The organism is Bifidobacterium reuteri DSM 23975, assembly GCF_000741695.1.
GTDB classification, from domain to species: Bacteria; Actinomycetota; Actinomycetes; order Actinomycetales; family Bifidobacteriaceae; genus Bifidobacterium; species Bifidobacterium reuteri.
In genome coordinates this window covers 52,056-75,428 of sequence record NZ_JGZK01000006.1, presented here as the reverse complement: position 1 = coordinate 75,428, position 23,373 = coordinate 52,056, and the positions used below count along the sequence as shown (strand labels likewise).

Here is a 23,373-nt window from a genome sequence, read left to right as displayed (position 1 = left end):
CCAACCCTATGGAGGGAACATGAACCGGTCACGGTACCGACAAGAACGGCATGTGTCCGAAGATTGAACTCTGGCCCAACTCGCAGTGGAGTCTATTGGCGGCGTCTACTGCCGGCGACGGCCGCGCAGATGCAGGAGCAATCCGATAAGCACGGCGGCTGCGGTTCCTACCGCCACAGCAGTCAGGGCCGGCACCTGCACCATGTGAATCACCGAGGAATCAGGACCGGCCTGAATAGCGCTGTTCTCCCCGGCCTGCGTGTCTGATTGCGGATGGTTGCCATTGTCGGCGTACTGCGCATTGACCACGGTGGGCCCGCTCAACTGTGTTTGGTCGGCCGTCTCCACCTTGGTCACATCACCATTGCGGTCAAGCGTGACCCGCGCGCAGAGGGCCTTGGCCCAGTTGATGCGCTGCCACCCCTCGGAGGACTCCCACAGTGGATACCCCGAATCCAGGGCCGTGGCCTTCAGAATCGCATTGCGCTGGTCGGCATGCAGCTGCGGGTATGCCAGACGAAGCACGTCGGCGGCACCGCGTGGCGCTTCGAATGCCGCGCCGGCCTGGGATGGGACTTGCGGGAACGTGTACGTCATGCGCGCGGTGTAGACGCGCACTGCGGAGGCTTGACTGTTGACCGGTTCTTTGGCGACCGGGTCAAGGAAGGAATTCGTGTAGCCGCCGGTGGAGTCGGCTTTGAGATTGGCTATGCAATCGGTCAAGGTGTCGCCGTGATGGTCCGCCTGGCATCGTTGGGTGAGGTAATCGCGCAACTGCCTGGCCGCCGGGACGATGGCGGAGGCGAATTCGTTATGCCAATACTGTCCGTTCTGCGCCGACGCCCCGATGCGTCCGCCCATGATGTCCAACGGATAATGAACGCCGAGTACGATGCGGTTGTTGCCCGCCTCCGAAGTACGGGCCATGATCTGCGGCGCCAGTTCGGGGATCATGCCGGCGAGCGCGATACCCCATGAATATGCGGTGGTGGTATGGCCGGATGGATAGGAGCTGTTCTTCTGGAGCGTCGAATAGCCGGGGATGTGTTCGAGCCACGAAGGCGACTGTTTGATGTCGAGTGTGGCGGGAAGTCCGGCAAGATCGTTCGTGCCGCCGAGTGTGCTTTGTGAGCGGTTCAGATAGGGCCTTGGATGCATGGCGGCACGTTTGGATTGGAAGGTGGAGGCCACGTTGAATTTGAACAGGTCGGAGATCCTGTTGAGCTTTCCTTGCGCGAACCCTTCGCTCATGTACTTGCCCAGCACAGGCCCCAGGGAGTCGGGCATGGTCTCCTCCCCGATCAGGTCGGAATCGATGAGCGCGCGTTTGCGCTGATCATTCAGTCCGTTGTCATCCAGGTTTTCCGATCCCAGATGGTTGATCTGCACCGCCAGGTCCTCGTCCAGCTTCATGGCGGCGGCGTCAAGGACCTTGCCGCCGTGTTCGGCGTCCACCGGCGCCTGCCAATAGTCCTTTTCGTAGTCGGACAGGAGCGACACCCAATCAGGGTTGGGCAGTTGGTCGGCCTGGGCGGTCGAAGGTACCGCGGCCAAGGCCAGAGGCAAACATACGGCAATAGCGAAAACGGAGGATAGGTTGCGCAACATCATATGCTCCAACCTATCCCCCGTTCAGCTACGTAGCCGTGGAGCCGATAGAACACTCGGTGAACTCTTTGTGCCGCACTAGCGCCGACTAAGGTTCCCCGGACGATCGACACGACGTGTCCGCCGGCTCAGATTTTCGGCTTCGCACCGAGGCTCGTGCGTCCTCCCCCGATATTGTCGCCACGCTTGAACACCGTGCCGTGATCGGAATGCTCATGCTCCCTTGACGAGAGCTTGGGATCGGGCGCCTGGGGCGTACCGGGCTTGCCGGCACCTCGATCGTGCTGTTCCTCGGTTTCCGGATGCTCGACGTCATAACCCTGTTCATAGCGCGTCCTGCGCCAATTGCGGATCGAGGCGTTGGTTCCACGATGGTGCACGTGATACTTGCGCGGGGCGCCGCCGAACGGCAGCTCCTCGACCTCCTTGGCCACGGCGATCTGGTTGACATTGGAGGCGTCGCCGGCGGCTATAGGCGCCAACGGCTCAGGCTCGGCCGGGGCGGCGGTACGCTGCTGCATGCGCTCGGGCAGCCATTCGGCGAGCCTGGACAGCAGCCAGCATGCGATGAAGTAGATCACCGCAGCCATGACCAACGTCTGCAGGATATTGAAGTACATCGAGCCGAGTCGACGTGATTCCTGCAACAGGTCGGTGTACATGATGATCGAACCCAGGGCGGTGTCCTTCAACACCACCACCAGCTGGGTGACGGCGGCCGGCAGCATGGCGTAGACCGCCTGCGGCACCTCGATCTGCACCAACGATTGCGTTTCGGTCAATCCCAATGCCAGCGACGCCTCTCGCTGACCGCCCGGCAGGTTGCCCACGCCGGAGCGCACCAGCTCGGCGACCACCGAACCGTTGTACAGCACCAGAGCCAGCACGACCGCCCAGTAGGAGGGGTCGGGCAGTCCAGCGAAGGCGAACCAGCGCCAGAAGAAAATCATGAGCAGCAGCACCGGCACGGCACGGCAGAACTCCACAATGATTGCGGATATGCCGCGCAACAGCGTATTCGGCAGCAGACGACCCACGCCGAACACGAGGCCGAACGCCACGGCGCCGACCACGGCCAGCACGGTGGCTTTGACGGTCATCCACAGGCCCGGCAGATAGAAGTCAGTCCAAGCCTCGCGCTCGAGCGCCGGCTTCCACAGCTCCCAGCTGAGCTGGTTCTCACCGTCCGGCGGATTGTGCAACCGCATGAGTATCAGGACCAGCACCACGGCGAATACGATGCCGGCCACCCAGTTGGCGATGCGGATGGTGCGACGGCCCTTCGGACCGGGGGCGTCGAACAATACGGAATTCGAAGTATCAGCCATGGTGTCACCTCCTCACGGCGAGCTTGTTGGACAGGTATGTGGTGAGCATGCCGATCGGGATGATGAGAATCACATATCCGAAGGCGAAGATCAGGAAGATCTGGATGATCACATCCGGGCGGAATTCAATCATCTGGCTCATCAACGACGAGGTTTCGGTGGAGACCGATGCCGCTGCGGCCACGGTGGAGTTCTTGAGCAGTGCAATCAGCGTGTTGCCGAGCGGTGCCACCGAACCGCGGAACGCCTGCGGCAGAATGATCTCGGTGGCGGACTGCATGAAGCCCAATCCCAGCGCACGCGCCGCCTCGGCCTGGCCAATCGGCACGGTGTTGATGCCCGAACGCAGAGATTCGCAAACGAATGCCGCCGTGTACAGGCTCAGGCCGGTCACGGCGAGCCAGAAGAAGTTGGTGGCGAATGTGTCGGAGAAGCTGAGTTTGAGCTGCGCGTAGGCGCCAAGCACCATGAACACCATGATGATGGTCAGCGGCAGGTTCTTGAACAGCTCCACATACGCGCCGGCCACGACCCTGAGGGATGAGATCGGCGAAATGCGCATCACGACGAGGATCACACCGAGGATCATCGAAAACAGGGCGCTCCACAGGGTCAGTTCTATGTTCACCAGGAAAGCGCCCAGGACATCATACTGGCTAAACAGTTGCAGGAATCCGTTCATCAGGCGTCCTCCCCCTCGTTCGGCGTGGGCGGGTTGTACCGCACGTCAGGCGTGTAGTCGGTGCCCTTGGTGTTGTCGCTGACCGCGTTCTCCCAGGAGCCGTCCTGAATCATATCGACGATGGCGTTGTTGATTTTGACGGCCAGCTTGGTGTCGCCCTTCTTGATGCCCACGCCATAGTATTCCTGAGTGAACGGCTTGCCGACCACCCTGAGCTTGCCTCGTGAGGCGGAGGCGAGTCCGGCGAGAATGATGTCGTCGGTGGTCACGGCGTCCACGATGCCCGAGAACAATGCGGTGGCGCATTCGGCGTATCCAGGCTGTTCCATGAGCTGGACCTCGGAGGCGAACTTCTCCTTGACGGTGGCTGCGGAAGTCGAACCCGTCACCGAGCACAGGCGTTTGCCATTGAGGTCTTCGGGACCGTTGATGGACTGGTCGTCCTTGCGCACCAGCAGATCCTGCCCGGCCACGAAATACGGTCCGGCGAAGGATACAGCCTTCTTGCGCTCGTCCGTGATGGAGTAAGAGGCGAGGATCATGTCCACGTCGCCGTTCTGGAGCATCGCCTCGCGCTGCTTGGACGGAGCCTCCTTCCAGACGATCTCGTCCTCAGAGTAACCGAGCTTCTTGGCGATGTATTTGGCCACGTCCACGTCGAAGCCCACATAGGTGCCCGACTTCTTGAAGCCGAGGCCCGGCTGGTCGAATTTGATGCCGATGCGGATCTTGCCGGTCTCATCCGCGCCGCATGCAGCCAAAGACATGGTGCATGCCAGCGCGCATGCGGCGGCTATGACGCGCGCCGCCGTGCGTTTGAATCGAATGCTGAAAGTCATGCGCGCACCTCTCAGTGGGTCAGAATCTTCGAGAGGAAGTCCTTGGCGCGTTCGGTCTTCGGATGCTCGAAGAACTCTTCCGGCGTGTTCTCTTCGAGAATCTGACCATTGGCCATGAATACGATGCGGTCGGCGGCCTTGCGGGCGAAGCCCATCTCATGGGTCACGCAGATCATGGTCATGCCCTCGTGCGCGAGCTCGACCATCACGTCCAGCACCTCGTTGACCATTTCCGGGTCGAGCGCCGAAGTCGGCTCGTCGAACAGCATGACCTTCGGGCGCATGGCGAGTGCGCGGGCGATGGCCACGCGCTGCTGCTGGCCTCCGGAAAGCTGGGAGGGCATCTTGGCGGCCTGCGAGTCCACGCCCACGCGGGCGAGCAGGTCCATGGCCAGGTCCTCGGCCTCTTTCTTGGGCATGTGCCGCACCTTGATGGGGGCGAGCGTCACGTTGTCGAGGATGGTCTTGTTGGCGAAGAGGTTGAACGACTGGAACACCATGCCCACTTCGGCGCGAAGATTCGCCAGTTCCTTGCCTTCCTGAGGCAGGGGCTTGCCGTCGATGCGGATGTCGCCGGAGTCGATGGTCTCGAGACGGTTGATGGTGCGGCACATCGTGGACTTGCCGGAGCCGGATGGGCCGACCACGACGAGCACCTCGCCTTTGGTGACCCTCAGGTTGATGTCCTTGAGGACATGCAGGTCGCCGAAGTGCTTCTCGACATGGGTGAGCTCGACCAGTGCACGGTTCGGGTCCTCGGCAGCAGGTACGAGCGGGGCGAGCTTGCGCTCGGACGAGGCGTCCTGCAATGACCGTTGTTCGTGTGTCGTGCGCGAACGCACTGCTTCATTGTTCGTTTCAGACATGAAGGGGAGAATAGCACAGCTCTGTTTCCTGCGCGTTCACATCACGTCCACATGCCGGCCACACCTTGAATTGCGTCAGCTTCTTCGGTCTCTCAGCCGGCCGACCGCATCATCCCCTGCCGGCTACATCGCTCCGTCCAATCGATTCTGCCCAGCCCAGCTACTCCCTTCCAATCGACCCTATTCAGTCTCCCGGTTGCCCGCAGCGAATCCACCATCCCAGCGAATCTCGACCATCCCAGCGAATCCAGACCATCCCAGCGAATCTCGACCGCCTTGAATATACGATATCGGCGTGCGGCGCTCAGCCGACGCGGAGAACTTGCTTTACTCGCAGTAAAGAGTTATACTTTACTTGCACACAAGTAAAAGAGACAGTTCGTCCACCACCTCACCGAGAAGCTCTTCCCGCCGCCGAGACAACATTGTCAAGGCCATGAATCAACACACAACTCATCCGATCAACACCAACCGACTCACGGACGGAGACCATCATGAGCACCCCCAAGCCCCACGTCCCGACTTCGGACGCTGCACTTGCCCCGACCACCGTCGACCGTACCGCAGCAGCAGACCTGCTGACCCAATTGCAGCAGGACCGCGAAGTCAACGCCGACCGCATCATGGCACCGCAATGGTACTACGCGCTCAACGGTCTGCTCGGCATCATCATGTGCCTCGCACTCAACGACATCATGCTCGACCTCTTGTCCGACATAGGCTTCCACACCGACCGGGCCACCATGCTGTTCCCCGCATCCGGCACAATGGCATGGATTCTCCTTGCGGTGGCCACATACGTCGGATTCCAGGTGAACGACTGGCGCAAGCGTCAGATAGGCTCCGACTTCGACACGTTGGGAGGGGTAATCGCCCCACGTAATGCGACGATGTGGGTGATGGCAATAGCGATGTATGCGCTCGCTTTCCTCGGACTGGCCGCCATCCTCTTGGGAGGACTGGGATTGCATTGGCTGCCGGACCAGACATCGGTAATCGCCCTGGCAATGGGAGTGCTCAGCTGGTTCGGCGAATACGGTTACGACCGCTATTTCGTCCAACTCGTGAGGAGCGGGAACCATGACGCCTGATCACGCACACGGAAGCGTCGAGCCCCGCTTCGACGAGATCATCCACGAACCGATGCGGCTGCGCATCTGCGGACTGCTCTCCGGTATGAGGGAGATGCCGTTCTCCGCAATCCGCGAAACGCTCGGATTGAGCGACGCGATGTGCTCACGGCATCTGAAGACCCTCGCCGACTGTGGCTACGTGGTCCTGACCAAGCGTCGGGGCGAATCGAACCGGCACATGGTCGTCTGGGCGAGCATCACCCCCGAAGGCAGGGCTGCGATGACCGCGCACCTCGCCGCCCTTCGCGCCATCGCCGCCGGCGACCTGCTCGACGTCTAACCCTCGGTAAACCGCACTGCCTACCCGCGCGGCTTGCCAAGGGCGGGCACGAACTGCACGCCGGGAATGTCGGCGAAGATGGAGCCGTCCACCACCAGCTTGGACGGGCGAATGCCCGAGCCCAGATACAGCTTCGGAATCGAGAGGATGTGCTGGTCCACCAGCAGCGGCCAGCCGTCCGGCAGACCGATTGGCGACATGCCGCCCGATTCCATGCCGGTGGCCTCCACAGCGGCGTCGATGGGCGCGAAGCTCACTTTGGAGACCTCGAGCGTGTGTTTGACCACGCCGTTCAGGTCGGCGCGCGTATCCGCCGTGACGAACGCCGCGGCGAACTCCGGCGGGGCCTTGCGGGTCTTGTGCGTGTGGACCACGACCACGTTGCCCGTGATCTCGAACGGGATGCCATACTTCGGGCACCACAGATCGGTGTCCGACTCCTCGTCGGAATTGATGGTCACGCCAAGGATCTTGCTTCCCGGCACGCCGGCCGCCACCAGCTCGTTGAGCTTGTCGAACACCGGCTTGGCCAGCAGATCGCCGTCATGCCAATCCAGAATCTCCAACGTCATATGCCTCATCCCCCTAAATCGTCTGTCATGCGTCGTCAGTCATGCGTTGTCCGCCATGTGCGCGGCGGGCGCACGTCGTCATCATTAGACCGTTCTTCATACGGTCCCGATGCCTGCGGCGTTGTTCGCGGACACCAGCGTGAACGTGACCGTTCACACGGTCGTCCGTCGGCGAGCGCCTGCCGTCTTGCCCGCCCAGCATAGCGTCATTGGACGCGGACGGCGGCGGCGCGGCTATACGTTTTGTCTATGACCCGTTCCGCGTCGCTGCGAAACCGACGTCGCCACTTCACCGATTCGACGGCGCCGCAGATTGCCACATGTCGGTACACTCGCCTGCCGATGCATCCGCTGCGGCACACCCATACGCCGGCGCGTCTGCTGCGGCATGCACATCCGCAGTGTGCCCGACCGTTCCCGTCGCGTACATACCGATGCATCTGCTGCGGCATGTCCACATGCCGGTGCGTCCGTATACAATACGCCAGCCGCACCGTGACGCCACCCGCGCACCAACCGCATTGTGACGACACCCGCGCCAGACGCACCGTAATGCCACCTGCGCCGCGACGGCAATCACACCGTCCGCACCGTAGCTCCGCCCACACGCCGTCCACATCACGACGCCGTCCTCGCCAACCGCACCGTCACGACACCCACACACCGCCCGCATTGTGACGACACCCGCGCCAGCCACACCGTAATCCCGTCCACGCGCCGCCCGCACCGTAATCATAATGCCCCCATGCCATCCACGACTCGACGGCAATCTCACCATCCGCAACGTGCCCTCAACCACACCGTCCACGTCGTGACGACACCCGCACTTCGCTCCACGGTGTAGGGATTGGCCCACCGTGTAGGGATTTCCCCATGATGTAGGGATGCGTTTTTACAAAATGGCGGAAACAAGCCGTTTTGCATCCCTACATGGTGGGGAATTCCCTACATCATGAGAAATTCCCTACACGGTGGGACAATCCCTACACGGTGGGACAATCCCCGCACCATGGCCCTACACCATGTGGCAATCCTCAGGAGCCGCCCCTACACCGCAGGTCCCTCCTCCGACACCCCAAAACCGGCGAGACGCAGGAACCATTTGTCGTGGGATACCACGACCAGCGCACCGGGATACCCCGCCAGCATGCTGGCCAACGCCTTCTTGGACGACAGATCGAGATGATTCGTCGGCTCGTCCAACACGATGAGCTGCGGACGGGCCGGCAACGCCAGACATAACAACAGCTTCCGCAATTCGCCAGGCGACGGGTGACCTGTCACACGCAACTTATCCGGGTCCGCGTCGAGCCTCGCATACGCGCCAAGAACCTGCGCCCGAACATCGGCCGGCAACGCATCCAATCGCCGCATAGCATCCTCGCGATCCGTATCCGTGGTGTTCTGTGCAATGACCAGACGCGGCACATCGACGGTATGCGCCAGCATCGCTCGGATCAGCGCCGACTTGCCGGTCCCGTTCGGACCTGTCACTGCGATATGGTCCCGCGGTCCAATCGAAATCAACGGAATCCGCAATCCAACAGCCGACGATCCTCCCTGCGGCGGCATCACCCGAATGCGATCACCGAAATACATGACCCTTGATAATCCGGCACTGATTTCAGCACTGACCGTGTCAGTGGCAAACATGCCGGCGGTAGCCGAGTCTGCGGCAATCTCGCCGGCAGCCGTCGCAGCAATCATACCGTCCGCCAACGGTAACGGGCCCGGAGACCACTCACCTGACGAGGCCACTGTAGCCATCGGATCCACGACACTTACCGGGACCTTCGCACCTTTGCCCGCAATATCCGCTACGTTCGCACAAACCGTGCCCGTCATACCATCCGCCGAGGCCACTGCATCCGCGGCCGTACCACCCGTTGCCTTCGGAACGTCCTCAGCGGCGTCCACGACGGCATCCGTAGAATTCGCGCCGAACGGAATCACGCCCGGACCAAGCCGAATCACCTCGCGGCAATGCGACGGCACGACGTCCAGCCACAGCTCACCATCGTATCGTTTCGTCGGTGTCGATATACTCTCCGCACGCCGCTGGGCCTCGGCCAATCGTCCGTCGATCTGACCGTAGGCGCGAGTCACGCCACGGTCGAGTCCAGTCATTTTCGCCAGTTTCCGACGATTCAGCGCGTCATGATCATGCCGGTCGATCAGCTCGCCGTGGCTTTTGCGTGACTCCACCTGCTGCACCTTGGCGTATCGCTGTGCCTTCGCGGCGGTCAGACGGGCGATTTCGCGCCGGAGCGCGTCAGCGTTGGCCGCATTTGCCGCGTCGCGCATGCCAATCTGCGCCACGGCCTCGGAATATCCGCCGCGGAACGTGCTCAACACCGTCACGTTACGGGAACCGACATGCCGACGTTCGAACATCACGCAACGGCCGCATACGGCGTCAATCAGGTCCACATCATGCGAGACCACGATGCCTATGCCGCGATACCGGCGCATTGCAGCGATGATGCGGTCTCGCGTGTCGGCGTCGACATGGTTCGTCGGTTCGTCGAGGATCAGCACATCGGGTCGCAACGTCAACGCACAGGCGATCTGCACACGTTTGCGTTCCCCGCCGGACAGTCTCGCGAACGCATACGGCCAGTCATCACCCAATTGCAGATCGTCACGCACGGCGATGGCCTCGGGCGACCAGTCGGCCGCGAAATCCTCGAGGTTCGCCGGCCGGACAGCGATATCCTGCGGACAATACCCGATAACCAACCGCCGGGGATTGGGCGTCACGGTTCCCGAATCCGGGCATAGTTCGCCGCGCACGATCGACATCAGCGTGGATTTGCCGATGCCGTTGTCGCCGAGCACGGCCGTCCAACCCAGCGGGAACGTTGTGCCGACGTGTTGGAACAGGGGTTCCGGCGCGTGGGGGTAGGTGAAGGTGACATCGGTCACCGTAAGCATGGTTGGTTGCATAGTCACGCCTTTCGTTCATGGCGTGCCTCGATAGTCAGGCTGGGCTCGCGCCCGGTGATGACGGTATGGAACCGATGGGGAACGACGACAGACCCGCTGGCTGTTTGCGGTTCATCGATGCTGACTCATGCATCGATGTTGACCCATAATGCAGCCGATACGACCCAGTGACTCAATCCCTCGAATGATGACACGCGGCGGCACGCTTCAACGCGTGGGTTCCGCTTCTTACCGTCATCATTCACAGACGCAACGTCGATCGATTCCTTTCGCCGGTCTCCTTGGCATATGGGGAAGACCTCCAACAATGCACGTTCACGATATAACCGACTTGTGACATGAGCAAAGTCACGAGCGGCAACTGCATCGTGCTCTTCGTACGCATGTTCGTTATTCGCATCGCAGAAGCGAACCATGCACGTTGAGTTATCCACATTACCCGTTTTCATGCCGATGCCGCTCGCGAATCGGTTATCATGCCCGGCATGAGTACCGCATACAACTACCGCGAGACGACGCAGTCCGGTGAAATCCAGAACTACGTGCGTCAGGACCTCTCCGCCCAGTCCGCCGCGAAATCGGCGGACTGTCAGACACTGCTTTCGCACATGCGCACCGACCGAACCATCTGCTTCTCGCTGCATACGGCGCTGGAGCTCTATGCCATCGAACGCCCACGACGCTGCACGCTGCCGGCGAGCGATTTCTACATCACCACTCGGGACCACAGACACCGCTCCACGATGAACAACGTCTTGTATCGAACCTGGAACCAGCCGTTCGCAATATGCACGTTGACGAACGGCCTGACATGCATGCATCCGCTGGATACGTGGATCCAGTACGCGCAATATCTCGACCTTGACGAGCTGGTGGTGCTCGGCGAGGCGATCGCCCGACGGTTCCGGTATTCCGTCGATCAGTTCCGAAACCGGCTTGCGGCGTTCCGGCGCATCGTGGGACGTACGCGCTGCGAGAAGGCGCTGGAATTGCTCCGAACCTCCGATTCCGTCCAGGAGACACGCGCCCGGCTCGCACTGCTGCGGTTCGGACTTCCCTCGCCGGACATGCATCACGTCATCACCAGGGCGAACGGCAATGCCGGATACACCGTTGATATGGCGTATCCGGCCAGCAAAGTATGCATCGAATACGATGGCGACCATCACCGTCGCTTCCGCAGCCAATACGTGCGGGACCAGCGCAAACGCCGCGAATTGCGGGCCATGGGATGGACGGTTATCGAGGTGTTCGCCGATGATCTGTGGAACGAGCCGAATCAGCGCGAATTCGCGCAGCATGTCGCCAACGCGTTGCAGGTTCCGCTCACCGGCCGGCCGGAACGCCCATTCCGAGCGCTGGCCGACCCGACGATTGCGGTCAACGCACGTCAAGGCGAACACCAGCGGCGCGCACGCAGGCAAAATGATGCCCGTTCGCACCCGCAACAACCCCACGGTGTAGGGATTTCCCCATGATGTAGGGATGCGTTTTTGAACAATGGCGGAAATAAGCCGTTTTGCATCCCTACACGGTGGGAAGTTCCCTACACCATGGGAAATTCCCTACATGGTGGGGCAATCCCTACACGGTGGGCGCCGGCACGAGACGCCCGGCATATACGCGAAGTGCCCGCACGGCCAAAGCCATACGGGCACTGTATATGTTCAGGCGACTTGCGCGTCCCCCGCCACGTTACGGTCGCAACACCGCAGTGCTGCAACCACGAAGCAACGACGAGGACACTCCATCACTTAATTTTCATCTTCGTCGGGGTCGTAGTCGACGCCAGTCTCTGCGCGCTGCTCGTCCGAAATCGGAGCCGGGGCGCCGGTCAGCGGATCGCGGCCGCCGCCGGCCTTCGGGAAGGCGATGACGTCGCGGATGGTGTCGGTGCCGGCGAGGATGGACACGGTACGGTCCCAACCGAGGGCGATGCCCGCGTGGGGCGGGGCGCCGTACTTGAAGGCCTCGAGCAGGAAGCCGAACTTCTCCTCGGCCTCCTCCTTGCCGATGCCCAGCACGTTGAGCACGCGGTCCTGGATGTCGTCGCGGTGGATACGCACGGAACCGCCGCCCATCTCCTCACCGTTGCAGACGATGTCGTAGGAATCGGACATGGCGTGCTCGGGGTCCTGATCGAACTTGTCGATCCAGTCCTTGCTCGGCATGGTGAACGGGTGGTGCATGGAGGTCCACTTGGAGTGGCCCACGGCCACATCGTCATCGTCCGGATCGTCGGTGGGCTTGAACAGCGGGAAGTCCACAACCCAAGTGAAGGCGAACTTCTTCGGGTCGAGCAAGCCTTCGCGGCGGGCGAGCTCCACGCGCACGGCGCCGAGCAGCAGCTGCGAGGACTCACGGGAGCCGGCGGCGAAGAACACGGCATCGCCCGGCTCGGCACCGACGGCCTCGCGCAGGCCGTTGCGCTCCTCATCGGACAGGTTCTTGGCGACAGGTCCCTTGAGCTCGCCGTCCTCGGCGAAGACCACGTACGCAAGGCCCTTGGCGCCACGCTGCTTGGCCCACTCCTGCCATGCGTCGAACTGACGACGCGGCGTGGCGGCGCCACCCTTGAACACGACGGCGCCCACGTACGGGGCCTGGAACACGCGGAACGGCGTGTTCTTGAAGTAGTCGGTAAGCTCGACGAGCGGGTTGCCGAAGCGCAGATCCGGCTTGTCGGAACCATACTTGTCCATGGCCTCCTGCCAGGAGATGCGCGGCAGCGGCAGCTGGACGTCGTAGCCGGCGACCTTCCAGATGGCGGCGATGACCTTCTCGGCCATGGCCATCACATCCTCCTGGTCCACGAAGCTCATCTCCATGTCGAGCTGGGTGAACTCGGGCTGACGGTCGGCGCGGAAGTCCTCATCACGGTAGCAGCGGGCGAGCTGGTAGTAGCGCTCGACACCGGAGACCATGAGGAGCTGCTTCAACAGCTGCGGGGACTGCGGCAGGGCGTACCAGGAGCCAGGCACCAGACGGGCCGGCACCAGGAAGTCGCGTGCGCCTTCCGGCGTGGACTTGATGAAGGTCGGGGTCTCGACCTCGGTGAAGTCCATGTCCTCGAGGGCGTGGCGGGCGGCCTTGGCCATGTCGGAACGCAGCTTCAGGTTGTACTGCATGGACGGGCGACGCAGGTCGAGGTAGCGGTACTTCAGACGCACGTCCTCGCCCGGGAGCTTGTTCTCGGACTCGTTCTCGAGCGCGGTGGACACCTGGAACGGCAGGGCGTCCGCCTTGGCGAGGATGTCGATGTTCTCGGCCACGACCTCGATCTTGCCGGTGGCCAGATGGGTGTTCTCGTTGCCGTCCGGGCGCAGTCGCACTTCGCCGGTGACCTGGATGACGAATTCGCTGCGCAGCGGGCGGGCCATTTCCTCGTCGTAGATGACGACCTGCACCAGACCGGTGTTGTCGCGAAGATCGATGAAAGCCACGCCGCCGTGGTCGCGGCGACGATCGACCCAACCGGCGAGAGTGACCTTCTGGCCGACCAGGGCCTCGGTCACGTCGGTGGCATGATGTGTTCTGTAAGCCGTCTGGCTCATTATATGCTTCTCCTCGATTTGACTCGAATATGATTCGAATACGTCAGATTTCGACGGTTTGCTGGGCAACCACAGTATCCGGCTCCCACGACGTGCAATCGGCGGCGGTCTGCTCGCCGGTGACGATGTTCTTGACCTCGTCACCGGTGGATTCCTCGCCTTCGGTGGCGCTGGCCGGGAACCACACGTACGGGATGCCGAGCTTGTCCGCATACTTAATCTGCTTGCCGAGCTTTGCCGCGGTGGGAGCCACGTCGGTGGCGATGCCACGGGCACGCAGCTGGGCGGCGATGCGGTTCGCAGCCGGGCGATCCTCCTCGTTCCAGACCGCCACAAGCACTGCAGCCGGGGAGACGCGATTGGCGTGCGCACCGGCGGTATGCAGCATGTAGCTCACCAGTCGGCTCAGGCCGATGGACAGGCCCACGCCCGGATACTTGCGGTTGCCCTGAGAGGCGAGGTTGTCATAGCGGCCACCGGAGCAAATGGAGCCTAGGGATGCAGCGCCGTCGAGGAAGGTCTCGTACACGGAACCGGTGTAGTAATCAAGGCCACGGGCGATCTTCAGGTCCGCGATCACCGACCCCGGACGGATGGCGGCGGCCTCATCCACGATCATCGCCAGCGTATCGAGTCCCTGGCGGGCCAGCGTGTATGCCTCGGAATCCTTGGCGATGCCGTGCGCCTCGCACAGCTCATCGAACTTGGCGGCCAGCTCGGCGCCGTCGGCGGCGGTCAGGTCTGCGAGTTCAAGGCATGCCCGGGCCTGCGCTTCAGTGGCACCACAGGTTTCGACCAACAGTTTGGTCACTTCATCGGCACCGATCTTGTCAAGCTTGTCGATCTCACGCAGCACGCCCTCGATGTCCGTCAGCCCCAGTCCGCAGTAGAAACCTTCGGACAGCTTGCGGTTGTTGGCGTGCACCGTGGCCTTCGGCAGGCCGAACGCACGGAGTTCCTCCAGCGCAGAGACCATGACCAGCGGCAGTTCCACTTCATAATGGTCGGGCAGCTCGCCGGCACCGATCACATCGATATCCGCCTGGACGAACTCGCGGAAGCGGCCTTCCTGGGGGCGCTCGCCGCGCCAGACCTTCTGAATCTGCCAGCGCTTGAACGGGAAGGCCAGATCGCCGGAATGCTCCACCACATACCGGCTCAGCGGAACGGTCAGATCAAAGTGCAGTCCGAGACGATCCTCAATCGGAGTGTCGGATTCATGACCGACCTCCTGCAGACGGCTCAGCAGGTAAATCTCTTTGCTGGTCTCGCCTTTTTTCAGCAGGGAAGCGCCAGTTTCCACCGCTCTGGTCTCAATGCCGATAAAGCCATTGAGCTCAAAAACCTTACGAAGCGTATCGATGACACGCTGCTCCACAACACGTTCGGAGGGGAGCCACTCCGGGAATCCTGATATTGATGCACCTTTAGCCACGAAATCAATATAATAGGTGAGGGTTGCGTCAACGCCATGCCAATTGTCGGCATCCGAGGCGCTTCCACCCACTCACACTACGCTTGTAAGGAGCTGGCCATGGCCGACGAGACTGTCACCGAAACCGAAAACACCGCTGCAACCGAAGAGCAGGCAACGACACCCGCACCCGCGGTCAGCGAGGCCAAACCGACTCCGACCCCTGCCTCAATGCCGAAGCCGCATGCCCCCTCCCCCGCCGCCTTCGCCAAGAAGACGCCGGCCAAGCAGCACACCGCAGCTCCGACCACCACCTCCACCGCCTACACTGACGCAGATGTCAAGGCCTCCGAGGCATTCGGACGCGTGGACGACAATGGTGCCGTATTCGTCAAGGAAGGCGAGGGCGAACGCGAAGTCGGCCAGTTCCCTGACGTTTCCAAGGAAGAGGCTCTGGCGCTGTACGCCCGTCGCTTCCTGGATCTCAAGGCCAAGCTTGACCTGTTCGCCGGCCGTCTGTCTTCCGCCAACATCAAGGCCCGTGAAATCGACGAATCGCTCAAGCTGCTGGGCGAGGAGACGAACGAGCCCGCGGTCGTAGGCGATATCGCCGCGCTGAAGGCGCAGTTCGAGGAACTGAAGGCCGCCGGTGAGGCCAAGAAGACCGAATTGGCCGAAGCCCGCAAAGCCGCCATCGCCAAGGCCGTTGCCGAGCGTACCGCCATTGTGGAGAAGGCCGAAGCGCTGGCCGCATCCTTGGGTGACAACACCAACTGGCGTTCCACCGCCGATAAGTTCCGTACCCTGTTCGACGAATGGCAGAACCACCAGCGCACCACCACCCGAATCGACAAGCCCGAGGCCGAAGCGCTGTGGAAGCGCTTCTCCGCCGCCCGCACCACCTTCAACCAGGCCCGTCGCAAGTGGGCTCAGGCTCGCGACAACGAACGCAACCATGCAAAAGAGGTCAAGGAAGCGATCATCGCCGAGGCCAACGAGCTCAAGGATTCCACTGCATGGGGAGAGACCTCCCGCAAGTTCAACGATCTGATGGACCGCTGGAAGAAGGCCGGTCGTGCCGGCCGCACCGAGGACGATGAGCTGTGGACCAAGTTCCGCGAGGCCGCTGACACCTTCTTCAACGCCCGCCAGGCCGACCGCGACCAGATGAACACCGCGGAGAAGGAGAATCTGGCCAAGAAGGAGGAGCTGCTGGTCAAGGCCGAGGCCTTGGTGCCGGTGAAGACCGACGACGAAGCCAAGAAGGCCCGTCAGGAACTCGCCAAGATCCAAGAGGAATGGGATCAGATCGGCTACGTGCCTCGTGAGGACATGCGCCGCATCGAGAACCGTCTGGATGCCGTGGACAAGCAGATCAAGTCCGTCGAGGACGCCGCGTGGAAGCAGTCCGATCCTGAGGCCGATGCGCGAAAGTCCAGCTTCGAGGAGCAACTGAACGCCCAGCTTGCAGAGCTCGACGCCAAGATCGCCGCTGAAACGGATGAGAAGAAGAAGGCCAAGCTCGAAGCCGAGAAGGCCACCAAGGAGCAGTGGCTGAACGCCATCAAGTAAGATTGCAGCAGGGTCTTGACTGCATATCCGCGTCAAGACCCTGCTGGTATGAGTGAAGCCCGGTACGTAAGTAAGTGCCGGGCTTCACTCGTCATAGGGGCCGATACTCTGGCAATCGTCGCAAGGCAGACCACCGGAGAGCCGAAAGCAGACGGCTTGCGCTCAGGCCTGGGTACCTGTCACAGGGACTTCTGGCCGTACCAGAGGATGAGCGGCAAGATACTCGATAAGCGGCTGGCTGTATGGCATGTCGAGTTCGCCGTAGTTGCTGCCTGCGCGGAATGCTGAGAAGGAGTCTCCGCCTTGCAGGAGATATGAGTTGGATGCGATGATCACCAGATCATCATCGGAAATCGAAGTACCGTCGATCGTCAGGTCCACGATGCGAACCGGGGCTTTCTCATACGCTTCCTCGGCCTTTGACACGGCATCGTCATGCTGTGTCCCATCAGCTTCCGAACCTGCACCGGAGTCCTTAGACGAGTCCGTGTCCTGTTCACAGACCGCAGGCTGTGCACCGTTCTCCCCACCGCATACCACATAGTGATATGCCACATTGGAGGAAATGCCCAGCGGCCGGCGTTCTATCCGCCCGTCTTTGCTGCCGAACTGTTGGGCAAGCACCGCTTTGAGCATACGGCCGGTCAGCGTCTCATGGGCGGCTTTGAATTGCAGCGCCAGAAGACTGTCCACCTCTCGCACCGTCACCGAACCGTCCCTATTCAGGTCGAGCCGATCCGTGCGAAGGCTGCCGTCATTGGAGAAACCGACCACCGGCAACCTGTTGCCGGCATAGACATGCCTCATGATAGACAATCTATTGGCGTCCGCCACCAGCATGCCCACGGAACCCTCACGTCCCGGCGACGTCCTTTTGTCGAAATTCTTGCCCTTGGCAAGAGACCCCACGGTCTCTTCGCCGACGGTATCCGCATGAGCCTGCGCGGCGGCATAGGTGCGCTCCGCACGAGCAACCATACCATTGGCGTCCGCGCCTGCCGACATCCACGCCGCCTGTCGCACCGAATGACCATTCAGGCCATCTATGCCGAGCACGCCCCGCACATTGGTCTGGCCGGTGCCATTGCCGAGATCCACATCGGCTACTCGAACTGTGGCACGGCTGCCATGCCCCGTGATGATGAGATCCTGCACGGCCATGTCCTGGCCATAGCTTCCGGCTTCATACACCGGTGCCCCGCCATCGGTGATCATCTGCTTGACGGCATGGGAGTGGCCGGCATACACCAAATCGACATCGCGGCCGATTGCTTTGGCTGCGGAGGCATCCGCGTGCAGCAACGCCACCACGGCATCCACTTTGCCAGAACGCTTCAAATCACCTGCAACACGGTTGATGGCGTCCACGGCCCGCTCGCCCAAATCGGCGTCACGGGTGATCTGCGGCGTGGCGACCGAGCCGAGCGCATCGGTGAGCGCCCCCACGAACCCGATACGCTTGCCGTTGACCGTGCGAATCGTGTAATCCTTGACTCTGCTGAGCTTGCCATCCGCCGCTTTGTTGGCTGCCGAAACGTTGGCGCACAGCCAGTCGATGCCATTGGCGGGATCCGCGATGCGATTGTTGAAATCGGCTACCGAACGGTCGAATTCATGATTTCCCACGGCGGAAATCGTCAGCCCCCATTCGCGAGCCATGTCCAGAGTGGGGCGATCTTTGGCCACGGCCGATTCGTATGGCGAACCACCCACCAGATCACCCGCTGACACTGCAACCATATTGCCCGCATTGTGCCCATTCGCCAGCGTGAAAGCAGTGGCTACGTCGGCACCTCGTTCGATATGGCCATGGAAGTCGGTAATATCCGCGACAGTAACCGTGCGTGTGCCGGCAGCAGGATCGTCGCCGGAAAAAGGAACGGCTCCCGAGGCTCCCGCCATTGCGTTGGGAACCACGAAAGCCGTAGCGATGCTGGCAATTACTGCGATAAGGCTGACGCCAAGCCACCTTTTTCCGCCGATCCACCTCTGTTGGCGATTCATACCTACCTTCACGGTCGACAATATATGTTTTCCGATTGAACAGGCGAACGCCCGGAATCAACGGACAGGTGAACTTTGATTGTTGTTTTGGCAGGCTGTTAGACTCCCAGATGTGAGCACTCCCAATCAGCATCCCAATCATATTCGTACCGTAGCCGATTTGTTCGTCGAATGTCTGGTCAACGAAGGCGTCGAGACCATGTACGGCATCCCCGGCGAGGAGAACATCCCGTTGATGGAGGCACTTGCGCGCGACGGTCGTATCCGCTTCATCCTGACCCGTCATGAGCAGGGTGCCGGGTTCATGGCCGCAACGCAAGGCCGCCTGACCGGCAAACCAGGTGTGTGCCTGGCGACGCTAGGCCCGGGCGCGTTGAACCTCACCCTTCCGGTTGCACAGGCGAACAGCGCCAATACTCCGCTTGTGGCCATTTGCGCGCAAGGCAACGTGACCCGACTGTATAAGGAATCGCATCAGATCATCGATCTGGTATCCGTGTTCCGCCCGCTGACCCAGTGGACGTCGATGATCGTGGAGCCGGCATCCGTGCCGGAGATGGTGCGTAAGGCATTCGCCATCACCCAACGCAACCGGCCGGGCGCCACGTGCCTCATCCTGCCCGAAGACGTGGCCGAAATGCCGGCACCGGCAGAGGCTCGCCCATTACCACTGCCGGAACGTATGCGTTTCGCCCCCACCGCGGACACCATCGACCGTGCAGTGAACATCATCCGCACAGCGAAGCATCCCATCATCCTGGCTGGCAACGGCGTTGCCCGCGGTGATGCGGAGAACGAGTTGCTGGCGTTGGCCGAGCAGCTCAACGTACCGGTGGCCACCACATTCGAGGGCAAGGGCGTGATCTCCGACCGCATCCCGCTCGCGCTGGGCGTAGTGGGCTTCATGCGTCACGATTATGAGAACTTCGCATTCGACGAGGCTGATCTCATTATCGCAGTGGGCTTCTCGATCCAGCAGTTCGATCCGAAGAAGATCAATCCGAACGACGACAAGACCATCATCCACATCAATACGTTCAGCGAGGACACCGATGCACATTATTCGACCGCGCTCAATATCATGGGTGACATCAATGCCACGCTGCAATCGCTGATCGCCCAGCTCAAAGCCAAGCATATTACATTCGGCGTCTCACATCCGAGAATCCATGAGTTGCTGACCCATGAATACGAGGCGTACACGCACGATGACTCATTCCCGATGAAACCGCAACGCATCGTGGCGGACACGCGACGTGCGATGGAGACGGACACGGACATCACATTGGTGGATACGGGCGCGCTGAAAATGTGGATGGCGCGCCTCTACCCCACCTATTATTCGAACACATGCGTAATAGACAATTCGCTCTCCACCATGGCTTGGACGCTGCCTGGCGCAGTGGCCGCCTCGCTGGAGCATCCCGGACGTCCGGTTTTGGCGGTGATGGGCGACGGCTCGTTCATGATGAATGTCCAGGAAATCGAAACGGCCGTGCGCGTAGGCGCCCGAATCGTGATTCTGGTATGGGTGGATGAAGCGTACGGCCTCATCAAGTGGAAGATGGACCTGCATGACGGCTCGCACGAGTACGTGGACTTCAACAACCCGGACGTGGTGGCGCTGGGCATGAGCTTCGGTGCCAAGGGTCATCCCATCGAATCGGCCGACGAGTTGTATCCCACCTTGCGTGCAGCGCTGCGCTCGGGATCGGGCATTGACATCATCGCCTGTCCCGTCGATTATTCCGAGAACATGAAGCTCATCGACAAACTCGGCGAGGTGGATTTCAGCGGCTGAATGCGAAAGAGCCCCGGTTCCATCATGGAATCGGGGCTCTTCCTGGATTATGAGACGTCAGACTGTTCCTGACTATTGCCGAGCGGACCTATTCACAGGACTTACTCAGCGGACTGCTGACCGGCGTTATCACCGGAATCGGCAGCTGCAGCGTCCACCAGCGCAGGTTTGTCGTCTGCATCGTCGGAACCCTTATCAGCCGGAGCAGCATCAGCGGTTCCCGGCTCCTCGAACTGCTCACCCTTGAAGGTGAACTCTCCAAGGATGCCTTCGCCTTCGGAATCGACCACCACACGCTGGCCATCCTGCAAATCGCCCATGAGGATCTTCTCGGAGATGGCATCCTCGATGTCGCGCTGAATCACACGGCGCAACGGACGGGCGCCCAGCAGCGGATCGAAGCCCTTCTGTGCGAGCAGATCCTTGGCTGCATCAGTCAGTTCAAGCGACATGTGACGATCGAATAGACGGTCGTTGAGCTGCTTGACGTCGAGGTCCACGATCTGACGCACCTGCGGCTCGGTGAGCTGCTTGAAGACGATGATGTCATCCAGACGGTTCAGGAACTCGGGGCGGAACTGCTGCTTGAGCTCGGCGCTCACCTGCTCCTTCATGCGCTGGTAGCTCGACTCGGTGTTGGAACCGAGGTTGAAGCCGGTGTTCGCCATCTTTGCGATGTCACGTGTACCGAGGTTCGTGGTGAGGATGATGATGGTGTTCTTGAAGTCCACCTTGCGGCCCTGGCCATCGGTCAGGTGTCCGTCATCCAACACCTGCAGCAGCGTGTTGAAGATGTCCGGGTGTGCCTTCTCGATCTCGTCGAAGAGCACCACGGAGAACGGCTTGCGGCGCACCTTCTCGGTGAGCTCGCCGCCCTCTTCGTAACCCACGTATCCCGGAGGCGCACCGAACAGACGCGAGGCCGCGTACTTTTCAGAGAACTCGGACATATCCACACGGATCAGGGCGTCCTCATCGTCGAACAGGAATTCGGCGAGAGCCTTGGCCAGCTCGGTTTTGCCCACACCGGTCGGACCGGCGAAGATGAACGAACCGGCCGGACGCTTCGGATCCTTGAGGCCCACGCGCGTACGGCGGATGGAACGGGACAGTGCGGACACCGCTTCATCCTGACCGATGATGCGCTTGTGGAGCTCGGCCTCCATGTTGAGCAGCTTCTTGGACTCGGCCTGCGTGAGCTTGAACACCGGGATACCCGTGGTGGAACTGATCACCTCGGCAATCACGTCCTCATCCACGACCATCTTGACGTCGGACTCGCCTTCGCGCCAAGAGTCTTCCTTGGCTTTACGATCGGACTCCAGCTTCTCCTGCTGGTCGCGCAGCTCGGCGGCCTTCTCGAAGTCCTGTCCCTTGATGGCCTCATCCTTTTCGGCAGCCACCTTGGCGATCTTCGTGTCCAGCTCCTTGAGCTCGGGCGGTGCCGTCAGACGCTTGATGCGCAGACGCGCGCCAGCCTCATCGATCAGATCGATGGCCTTGTCCGGCAGGTGACGGTCCTGAATGTAACGCGCCGAAAGCTCGGCCGCAGACTGGAGCGCCCCATCCGTGATGGTCACATGATGGTGGTTCTCGTAGCGGGACCGAAGACCCTTGAGAATCTCGATGGTCTCGGCGATCGTCGGCTCATGCACTTGAATCGGCTGGAAACGACGTTCCAGAGCCGCATCCTTCTCGATGTACTTACGGTATTCGTCCGTAGTGGTGGCGCCGATGGTCTGCAGCTCGCCTCGAGCCAGCATCGGCTTGAGCATATCGGAGGCGCCCAGCGCACCATCAGCGGAGCCTGCACCGACAATGGTATGGATCTCGTCGATGAATAGCACGATGTCGCCGCGGGTCTTGATCTCCTTCAGGACCTTCTTCAGACGCTCCTCGAAATCACCACGGTAACGGGAACCGGCAACCATGGAACCAAGATCGAGCGAGTAGACCTGCTTGCCCTTGAGCGTCTCCGGCACATCACCGGCGTTGATCTTCTGGGCGAGGCCTTCCACAACGGCGGTCTTGCCCACACCCGGTTCGCCAATCAGCACCGGGTTGTTCTTGGTGCGACGGGAGAGCACCACCATGACGCGCTCAATCTCATTGGTACGCCCGATGACCGGATCCAACTTGCCTTCTGCGGCTTCCTGCGTAAGGTTGCGGCCGAACTGGTCGAGAATCGCGGAGCCCGACTTGTTCTGCTTGTCTGCCACACCGCCGGCATTGGCGAGATCACCCTTGCCGTCGCTCGACCCGTTGCCCGAATTGCCGCGAATCATATCGATGGTCGCGCTGCGCAGCTCACCCAGATCGACACCCATCTTGATCAGCACCTGGGTGCCCACGCCTTCGCCTTCACGGATCAGACCGAGCAGAATATGCTCGGTGCCGATATAGCTGTGCCCCAGCTGCAGGGCCTCGCGAAGCGAGAACTCCAGCACCTGCTTGGCGTGCGGAGTAAAGGGGATGTGCCCGTTCGGAGCAGCGTTGCCCTTGCCGATCATCTCTTCGACCTGTTTGCGGGTGGCGTCCAGCTCCACACCCTTCGAGGCAAGCGCCTTGGCGGCGACTCCCTCGCCTTCGCGGATCAGGCCGAGCAGCAGGTGTTCGGTGCCGATGTAGTTGTGCTGGAGAGACCTGGCCTCTTCCTGCGCCAACACGATCACGCGCCGTGCACGGTCGGTAAACCGTTCGAACATGCTTGTCCTTCCTCAATTGACATTCCGTCTTACTCTACCGATTCGCGGTGACGTTTATTCACATCATTC

Annotated in this window: 16 protein-coding genes; 5 read left to right on the top strand and 11 right to left on the bottom strand. The window is 61.3% G+C overall.

What is annotated here, in order from left to right:
* Positions 1-105: 105 nt before the first annotated feature.
* The 5 genes from BREU_RS07020 to BREU_RS07000 all read right to left on the bottom strand — a co-directional run bounded on the left by BREU_RS07020 (position 106) and on the right by BREU_RS07000 (position 5,323).
* Positions 106-1,608: an acid phosphatase gene (locus BREU_RS07020; protein WP_044088648.1), complete on the bottom strand. Its 1,503-nt coding sequence runs from the start codon at positions 1,606-1,608 to the stop codon at positions 106-108.
* Between the two features lie 128 nt (positions 1,609-1,736).
* Positions 1,737-2,936: an amino acid ABC transporter permease gene (locus BREU_RS07015; protein WP_238567027.1), complete on the bottom strand. Its 1,200-nt coding sequence runs from the start codon at positions 2,934-2,936 to the stop codon at positions 1,737-1,739.
* Between the two features lie 4 nt (positions 2,937-2,940).
* Positions 2,941-3,618: an amino acid ABC transporter permease gene (locus tag BREU_RS07010; protein ID WP_044088649.1), complete on the bottom strand. Its 678-nt coding sequence runs from the start codon at positions 3,616-3,618 to the stop codon at positions 2,941-2,943.
* Positions 3,618-4,457 (bottom strand): glutamate ABC transporter substrate-binding protein, encoded by an 840-nt coding sequence (locus BREU_RS07005; protein ID WP_044088650.1) that lies wholly within the window; start codon positions 4,455-4,457, stop codon positions 3,618-3,620. The genes BREU_RS07010 and BREU_RS07005 overlap by 1 nt, the downstream gene beginning before the upstream one ends.
* Positions 4,458-4,468: 11 nt before the next feature.
* On the bottom strand, positions 4,469-5,323 hold the full coding sequence (locus tag BREU_RS07000) for an amino acid ABC transporter ATP-binding protein (protein WP_308810335.1): 855 nt from the start codon (positions 5,321-5,323) through the stop codon (positions 4,469-4,471).
* Positions 5,324-5,817: 494 nt separating this feature from the next.
* Here BREU_RS07000 and BREU_RS06995 point away from each other — a divergent pair, with 494 nt between their 5' ends.
* Entirely contained in the window at positions 5,818-6,414 is a 597-nt protein-coding gene (locus tag BREU_RS06995) for a hypothetical protein (RefSeq protein WP_044088651.1), read from the top strand.
* Entirely contained in the window at positions 6,404-6,736 is a 333-nt protein-coding gene (locus BREU_RS06990) for a transcriptional regulator (protein ID WP_044088652.1), read from the top strand. Before BREU_RS06995 ends, BREU_RS06990 begins: the two co-directional genes overlap by 11 nt.
* A gap of 20 nt (positions 6,737-6,756) precedes the next feature.
* Here the strand turns inward: BREU_RS06990 and BREU_RS06985 are convergent, their stop codons facing one another.
* On the bottom strand, positions 6,757-7,308 hold the full coding sequence (locus BREU_RS06985) for a YbaK/EbsC family protein (RefSeq protein ID WP_044088654.1): 552 nt from the start codon (positions 7,306-7,308) through the stop codon (positions 6,757-6,759).
* Positions 7,309-8,355: 1,047 nt separating this feature from the next.
* Positions 8,356-10,254, bottom strand: a complete 1,899-nt coding sequence (locus BREU_RS11295) for an ATP-binding cassette domain-containing protein (RefSeq protein ID WP_052382068.1) — start codon at positions 10,252-10,254, stop codon at positions 8,356-8,358.
* A gap of 485 nt (positions 10,255-10,739) precedes the next feature.
* Here BREU_RS11295 and BREU_RS06975 point away from each other — a divergent pair, with 485 nt between their 5' ends.
* Entirely contained in the window at positions 10,740-11,732 is a 993-nt protein-coding gene (locus tag BREU_RS06975) for an endonuclease domain-containing protein (RefSeq protein ID WP_044088733.1), read from the top strand.
* A 276-nt stretch (positions 11,733-12,008) separates the two neighbouring features.
* Here BREU_RS06975 and aspS read toward each other — a convergent pair whose 3' ends face one another.
* Both aspS and hisS read right to left on the bottom strand, forming a co-directional pair.
* Entirely contained in the window at positions 12,009-13,808 is a 1,800-nt protein-coding gene (gene aspS / locus BREU_RS06970; RefSeq protein ID WP_044088655.1) for an aspartate--tRNA ligase, read from the bottom strand.
* A 43-nt stretch (positions 13,809-13,851) separates the two neighbouring features.
* Positions 13,852-15,243 carry a histidine--tRNA ligase gene (gene hisS / locus BREU_RS06965; protein WP_044088734.1) on the bottom strand — a complete coding sequence of 464 codons (1,392 nt, stop codon included), beginning with the start codon at positions 15,241-15,243 and terminating at the stop codon, positions 13,852-13,854.
* 99 nt (positions 15,244-15,342) lie between these two features.
* Between hisS and BREU_RS06960 the strand changes: the two genes are divergently transcribed.
* Complete coding sequence (locus BREU_RS06960) at positions 15,343-16,794, top strand: DUF349 domain-containing protein (RefSeq protein ID WP_044088656.1); 1,452 nt, start codon at positions 15,343-15,345, stop codon at positions 16,792-16,794.
* A gap of 162 nt (positions 16,795-16,956) precedes the next feature.
* On the opposite strand, the gene BREU_RS06955 is transcribed toward BREU_RS06960, so the two are convergent.
* Positions 16,957-18,798, bottom strand: a complete 1,842-nt coding sequence (locus tag BREU_RS06955) for a bifunctional metallophosphatase/5'-nucleotidase (RefSeq protein WP_081886600.1) — start codon at positions 18,796-18,798, stop codon at positions 16,957-16,959.
* A gap of 112 nt (positions 18,799-18,910) precedes the next feature.
* On the opposite strand from BREU_RS06955, the gene BREU_RS06950 reads away from it, so the two are divergent.
* Positions 18,911-20,599 (top strand): acetolactate synthase large subunit, encoded by a 1,689-nt coding sequence (locus BREU_RS06950; RefSeq protein WP_044088657.1) that lies wholly within the window; start codon positions 18,911-18,913, stop codon positions 20,597-20,599.
* A gap of 101 nt (positions 20,600-20,700) precedes the next feature.
* Here the strand turns inward: BREU_RS06950 and BREU_RS06945 are convergent, their stop codons facing one another.
* Positions 20,701-23,304, bottom strand: coding sequence for an ATP-dependent Clp protease ATP-binding subunit (locus BREU_RS06945; protein WP_044088658.1), 2,604 nt, complete (start codon positions 23,302-23,304; stop codon positions 20,701-20,703).
* Positions 23,305-23,373 lie beyond the last annotated feature (69 nt).